Origin of the sequence: Mesorhizobium sp. M8A.F.Ca.ET.021.01.1.1 (genome assembly GCF_003998025.1) — a bacterium.
In the GTDB taxonomy this organism is placed as follows: Bacteria; Pseudomonadota; Alphaproteobacteria; order Rhizobiales; family Rhizobiaceae; genus Mesorhizobium.
This window is the reverse complement of the sequence record NZ_RZSJ01000373.1, coordinates 1-6,093: the sequence shown is the minus strand read 5'-3', so window position 1 is coordinate 6,093 and position 6,093 is coordinate 1. Positions and strand designations below refer to the sequence as shown.

Genomic DNA, 6,093 nt, shown 5'->3' with positions numbered 1-6,093 from the left:
CCCAGAGATAGGTCGAGAATTCCGTGTGCCGCTCCCAGCGCAGCGTCCCCTTGCCCCATTTCATGGCGTGGTGGCGGGCGTGACGCTCGGGAGCGGCGATGCCGAGACGGCGCGACAGTTCCGAAAGCACGGCGTGGTCGACCGCTGAGCCGCCTTCGGTCATGAAGGAGAGTTGGACAAGCACGCGCGGCTTCTCGACCAGCGGATGGGGGCGGGCGTGAACCTCGCCGAGCGCGCCGGGCCGGCCTTCATGCGCCGGAAAGCCCATGACGCTGCCCTGGCTGCGCGGCTGGAATTCAAGATTGGACGTCTCGTCCGACACGTCTGGTCCCCCTGGTTTCGACCCTTCGTGCAATGGCGTCGTCTTGCGGCAATCGGCAAGGGACGTAAACAGCAAAATTTAGCGCGAGGCGATATGCCGGCGCGGCGCGAAAATCGACCGAACGAGACGAATTGGATAAATAATTTGACCAGTTGGCGACAGAGGCTCTAATCTGCGCGACATCATTCCCTTCTCCAGGCGCTTCCTTTGAGCGACATTTTCTCCAGGATCGAGCATTCGCGCACCGCCGACGAGGTGGTGCAGCAGATCGAAAGCCTCATCCTCGAAGGCGTGCTGCGCACCGGCGACCGGCTGCCGGGCGAGCGCGAACTGGCACGCCAGTTCGATGTGTCGCGGCCCATCCTGCGCGACGCGCTGAAGGCGCTCGAAGCGCGCGGCCTGCTGTCGACCCGTCCGGGCGGCGGCACGCACGTCGCCGACATTATCGGCCAGTTGTTCACCAAGCCGGTGGCGGACCTGATCTCGACGCATCGCAAGGCGGTGACCGACTATCTGGAATACCGCCGCGAGATCGAAGGCATAGCCGCCGAATACGCGGCGCGGCGCGCCACACCGGAGGACCTTGCCTTGCTCGATCGCATCATGGCGCGCATGGACGAGGCGCATCGTACCGGCGATTTCGACGACGAGGCCGAGATCGACGTCGAATTCCATCATGCGATCTGCGAATGCGCGCACAACATCCTGCTTCTGCACACACTGCGCTCCTGCTACCGGCTGCTGTCGGAAGGCGTGTTCCAGAACCGGCTCCTGGTGTTCACCGTGCCCGGCGCGCGCGAGGCGCTGCTGGCGCAGCACCGGGCGATCCACACCGCGGTCAAGGCCGGCGATCCGGCCGGCGCCCGCCAGGCGGCGATGGACCACATGACCTATGTCGAGCGTTCGATGGCGGAAGCCGAACGCAGCGGCGACTGGCAACGCGTGTCGCGGCTGAGGCTGAGGCAGCGTTCGGAAGCCGGCGACGGCGAACCAGCGCGCAGACGCTCCTAATCAATTCGATCAAGCGGGGACCACCATGAGCGACATTCTGACCATCGCAGACCTCAAGGATCTCGCGCGCCGGCGCGTGCCCAAGATGTTCTTCGACTATGCCGACTCGGGCGCCTGGACCGAGAGCACCTACCGGGCGAACGAGGAAGACTTTCAGAAGATCAAGTTCCGCCAGCGCGTGCTGGTCGACATGAGCAACCGCTCGCTGGAATCGACCATGATCGGCCAGAAAGTGTCGATGCCGGTGGCGCTGGCGCCGACCGGCATGACCGGCATGCAGCATGCCGACGGCGAGATGCTGGCAGCGCAGGCGGCAGAGGAATTCGGCGTGCCGTTCACGCTCTCGACGATGAGCATCTGTTCGATCGAGGATGTCGCCTCGGTGACGAAGAAACCGTTCTGGTTCCAGCTCTATGTGCTGCGCGACAAGGATTTCGTGCTCGATTTGATCGACCGGGCGAAGGCGGCGAAGTGCTCGGCGCTGGTGCTGACGCTCGACCTGCAGGTCCTCGGCCAGCGCCACAAGGATGTCCGCAACGGGCTTTCGGCGCCGCCCAAGATGACGTTGGCCAACATCATCGACCTGGCCTCAAAGCCGCGCTGGTGCCTGGGCATAGCCGGCACCAAGCGCCGCACCTTCCGCAACATCGTCGGCCACGCCAAGGGCGTCGGCGACGTCTCTTCGCTGTCGTCCTGGACGACGGAGCAGTTCGATCCGCAGCTGTCGTGGAAGGACGTCGCCTGGATCAAGGAGCGCTGGGGCGGCAAGCTGATCCTCAAGGGCATCCTCGACAAGGAAGATGCGCTGATGGCGGCCAAGACCGGCGCCGATGCCATCATCGTTTCCAACCATGGCGGGCGCCAGCTCGATGGCGCGTCGTCGTCGATCATGGTTCTGGAAGAAATCGCCGATGCGGTCGGCGACAGAATAGAAGTGCATATGGACGGCGGCATCCGCTCCGGCCAGGACGTGTTGAAAGCGCTCTGCCTGGGCGCCAAGGGCACCTATATCGGCCGGCCATTTCTTTACGGCCTGGGCGCGCTCGGCAAGGAAGGGGTTACCAAAGCGTTGGAAATCATCCGCAAGGAGATGGACATCACGCTGGCGCTGTGCGGAAAGCGTCTGGTCACCGACATGGGCAAGGAGCAGCTCCGACGCTAAGTCAGTGACATCTGACCACGGAGATACCCAGACCTTGGCGGAACCCGGCATCCATTTCCTCGACGCACACGGGCCGGACGGCGTGCGTCTGTACGCGATCGGCGACGTGCATGGCCGGGTCGACCTGCTGGCCGCCATGCATGGCCAGATCGAGGCCGAGATTGCGAGGGACAGGGTCGCCGACTGGCGCATCATCCATCTTGGCGACTATGTCGATCGCGGACCGGACTCCAAGGGCGTCGTCGACTTCCTGATCGAGGCACGCGAACGCGATCCGCGAAACCTGATGCTGGCCGGCAATCACGACATCGGCTTTCTCGACTTTCTCAAGACACCCGACCCGGAAGGGCTCTTCATCCGTTTTGGCGGCATCCAGACCGCGCAATCCTACGGAGTGACGATCAACAGCGGCAACGGCGCCTGGTTCGGCAAGGCGGAATCAGCCATGCGCAAGGGTCATCAAGCCCTGCTCGAAGCGGTGCCGCAAAGCCATGTCGACTTCCTGCGGTCGCTGCCACTCTCGGTGACATCAGGCGACTTCTTCTTCTGCCATGCCGGCATCAGGCCGGGTATTCCCCTGGAAAAGCAAAGCCCGCAGGACCTGATCTGGATCCGTGACGTTTTCCACGATCACACCGGCCTCTTCCCGAAGATCGTGGTGCACGGCCACACACCGGTCCCCGAGGCGGAAGTGATGGCCAACCGCGTCAATGTCGACACGCTTGCCTGGCAGTCAGGCATGCTTACCGCGCTCGTCGTTGACGGCGCGGACAAACGCATCCTGGAAATATCGATAAGGGAGCCTTAACGGCCCCGGTGCCCAAGGGCGCGAGGGATCCGGGCGCGAGGGATGCCCTGGCTTAGCGCAGGGAGGCGGTGACGCCGTAGCCGTCAACCGCATTGTGGTTGTTGGCGGCATCGGCGGCATAAATACCAAGACCGCAAAGTACGATGGCGGACAGCATGGCAAAGGACAGAAGCGCTGCTTTCACGGAGGTCATCTCTTGTTGAGCTTCCTGCATCTGTGCACGAGGCGGTTACCAATGCGTTGAAACGGAAAATACGTGTCAAAGTTTCGACGATTTCGCGCTTCTAGGTGTGTTCTGTATCGATGGTGTGTCGCACGGGTCACACAAAAGGTTCATCCCGGTTGCACAGCCGACATAGGGCGCGCGCCTTCTAGGATGGCGGGCGGACACAAGCCAAGGATGAAAGGGGTTTTCCCCAAACGGTTTCACGGCCGCGTGCCAATTATGTCACGCGGAGCATGAACGGACGTTTAGAGCGGATCAGAGTTTGATAGAATCTCTGACCCGCTCTAACTTCTTGTTTTTACGCAATTCCCAAGGGGAAGCGCTGCGCGCTTCTCCCGGGAAAACCGCTACACACTTTTCCTGGAATTGCTCTAGATCGTCGCCACCCAGGCACGGGCGATGGCCAGACCAGCGGCATCGGCGTCAGGGCCGTTGCTGGCCATTTCACCGTCGAGCTTGCCGGCCCAGTCGGGATGGCGCGCGGCGATGGTCGGCGCGAAGGAGGAGCTCCAGTCCTTCACCATCGGCCGGTCGGCCTCGAAATGGAACTGGAAGCCGTAGACGGCGCGGCCGACGCGAAACGCCTGGTTTTCGGCGACATCGTTGCCGGCGAGCCGCACGGCGTCCTCCGGCAGCTCGAACGTGTCGTCGTGCCACTGGAAGATCGGGAACTTTTCCGGCAGCTCAGCCAACACCGGATCGGCCTTGGCATCGGCCGTCAGCGACACGCCGCGCCAGCCGAATTCGTTGGCCCCGCCGATGCGGTTCGCGCCGCCAAAGGCGCGAGCGACGAGTTGACTGCCGAGACAGATACCGAGCACGGCGCGGTCCTTGCCAGCGAAATCGCGGGTCAGTTCGAGCAGCGCCGGGAAATAGGGATATTCTTCGTCGGCCAGCGCGTTCTGGCCGCCGCCGAGCACCACCATGGCATCGTGGCCGGTTGCGTCCCGTGGCAGCGCATCACCCTTATAGGGAAGCCGCACATCAAGATCGGCACCCGCTTCGGCCAGTGCCGCACCGACTTGGCCGAGCCCGGTATTGTCGTAGTTCTGGACTACCAGCACCCGCATCGAAAAACCCTGCTGACATGAAAATGCTGTCGCGAGCGATATCATGGCGCCGGCGTTTCAGCCAAGATGCGTATCCCAGGAGAAAACTATGCCACTGCAGAACCGGGTCGATCCGTTCGGCGCCATTCACGCCGTGCCGGAGCGCGGCCTGTTCACCGGCAATCGCGGCATCATCCACGCCCCCGCGACAAAGACGCTCCTGAAAAAGCGCTGGGCGCTTCCGGCCTGGATCATCTGCGTGTGCCAATTCCGCAATGTGCAGCGCGAGCCGATGGGCCGCAACCGGCCCGGTGGCAAGGCCGGCTGGACCGAATTGTTCTTCCTCGACGAGGTGACGGCGCTCGCCGCCGGACATCGCCCCTGTTTCTTTTGCCAACGTGAACGGGCCAAGGATTTTGTCCATCGCTTCGGCCAAGCCTTCGGTATTGCCGAGCCGCGCGCGCCACAGGTCGACAAGCGGCTGCATAAGGAGCGGCTGGCGTCGGGCGGCAAGCGGTCTGCGGTCGCGATGGATGCGCTTGCCGGCCTGCCCGACGGCGCGATGATCGCAGCTGGCGGCAGCGCCTGTGCCTTGCGCCACGGCAAGATATTGCCATGGACTTTTGCCGGATACGGCCCGCCAACCAGCCCTGATCATTTCGGGGACGAGACGCTTGTGCTGCTGACCCCGGAAACGACGCTTGCCGTGCTGCGCCATGGCTTTCAACCCGTGTGGCATCCTTCCGCCAAGGCTTGACGCAGGCGGCCGTCTCGCTCATTCCTCGGCCATGCGCGCCAACTACAAGATGCAACGTCTGTTCGTGCCCGACGACCTCGGACCAGACATCGAGTTCGAACCCGGCCAGCAGCAGAGCCATTATCTCCTGCATGTGCTGCGGCTCGCCGAAGGCGCCGAGATCCTTGTCTTCAATGGCCGCGACGGCGAGTGGTCGGCGGCGATATCAGCGAAATCCAAGCGGTCGGTGCGGCTGAAAGTACTGGCGCCGCAAAGACCGCAACCGCCCTTGCCCGACCTCATCTATTGCTTCGCGCCGCTGAAGCAGGGCCGGCTCGACTATCTGGTGCAAAAGGCGGTCGAGATGGGCGCCGGCATCCTGCAACCGGTCATCACCCAGCACACGCAGGTGGCAAAGCCTTCCATCGATCGCCTGCGCGCCAATGTCGTCGAGGCCGCCGAGCAATGCGGCATCCTGGCTGTGCCGGAAGTTCGCGAGGCGGAAAAATTCGAGCGCCTGCTGACCGGCTGGGACAAGGAAAGGCGGCTGATCTTCTGCGACGAGGACGCCTCGACCAACAACCCACTGCCTGCCTTGCAGGCAGTAAGGGAGAAGAAGCTCGCTTTGCTGGTCGGGCCCGAGGGCGGCTTTTCCGACGAGGAGCGCAAGATGCTCCGCGCCCTCCCCTTCGTGACCGCCATTCCGCTCGGGCCGCGCATCCTGCGCGCCGACACCGCGGCCGTGGCCGCGCTCGCGGCGATGCAGGCGACAATTGGCG

General features: G+C 63.5%; 8 protein-coding genes. 5 read left to right on the top strand and 3 right to left on the bottom strand.

Translation table 11 applies throughout. From position 1 onward, the window contains the following. Positions 1–322 (bottom strand): DUF3422 family protein (locus EOA36_RS24220; protein WP_127279739.1); only part of this gene is annotated, 322 nt, incomplete at its 3' end. 207 nt (positions 323–529) lie between these two features. On the opposite strand from EOA36_RS24220, the gene EOA36_RS24215 reads away from it, so the two are divergent. The 3 genes from EOA36_RS24215 to EOA36_RS24205 are packed head-to-tail and all read left to right on the top strand — an operon-like array spanning position 530 to position 3,303. Then, positions 530–1,333, top strand: coding sequence for an FCD domain-containing protein (locus EOA36_RS24215; RefSeq protein ID WP_127279738.1), 804 nt, complete (start codon positions 530–532; stop codon positions 1,331–1,333). 25 nt (positions 1,334–1,358) lie between these two features. After that, positions 1,359–2,495, top strand: a complete 1,137-nt coding sequence (locus tag EOA36_RS24210) for an alpha-hydroxy acid oxidase (protein ID WP_127279737.1) — start codon at positions 1,359–1,361, stop codon at positions 2,493–2,495. Between the two features lie 34 nt (positions 2,496–2,529). Next, a complete protein-coding gene (locus EOA36_RS24205; RefSeq protein WP_127279736.1) occupies positions 2,530–3,303 on the top strand; it encodes a metallophosphoesterase in 774 nt (257 codons plus the stop codon). Between the two features lie 52 nt (positions 3,304–3,355). Here EOA36_RS24205 and EOA36_RS24200 read toward each other — a convergent pair whose 3' ends face one another. Then, positions 3,356–3,496: a hypothetical protein gene (locus tag EOA36_RS24200; protein ID WP_023782442.1), complete on the bottom strand. Its 141-nt coding sequence runs from the start codon at positions 3,494–3,496 to the stop codon at positions 3,356–3,358. A gap of 404 nt (positions 3,497–3,900) precedes the next feature. After that, a complete protein-coding gene (locus EOA36_RS24190; protein ID WP_127279734.1) occupies positions 3,901–4,599 on the bottom strand; it encodes a type 1 glutamine amidotransferase in 699 nt (232 codons plus the stop codon). Positions 4,600–4,687: 88 nt separating this feature from the next. Here EOA36_RS24190 and EOA36_RS24185 point away from each other — a divergent pair, with 88 nt between their 5' ends. Both EOA36_RS24185 and EOA36_RS24180 read left to right on the top strand, forming a co-directional pair. Beyond that, positions 4,688–5,335: a hypothetical protein gene (locus tag EOA36_RS24185; protein WP_127279733.1), complete on the top strand. Its 648-nt coding sequence runs from the start codon at positions 4,688–4,690 to the stop codon at positions 5,333–5,335. Between the two features lie 31 nt (positions 5,336–5,366). Beyond that, positions 5,367–6,093: 16S rRNA (uracil(1498)-N(3))-methyltransferase (locus EOA36_RS24180; protein WP_127279732.1), on the top strand; the 727-nt coding region annotated here is incomplete at its 3' end.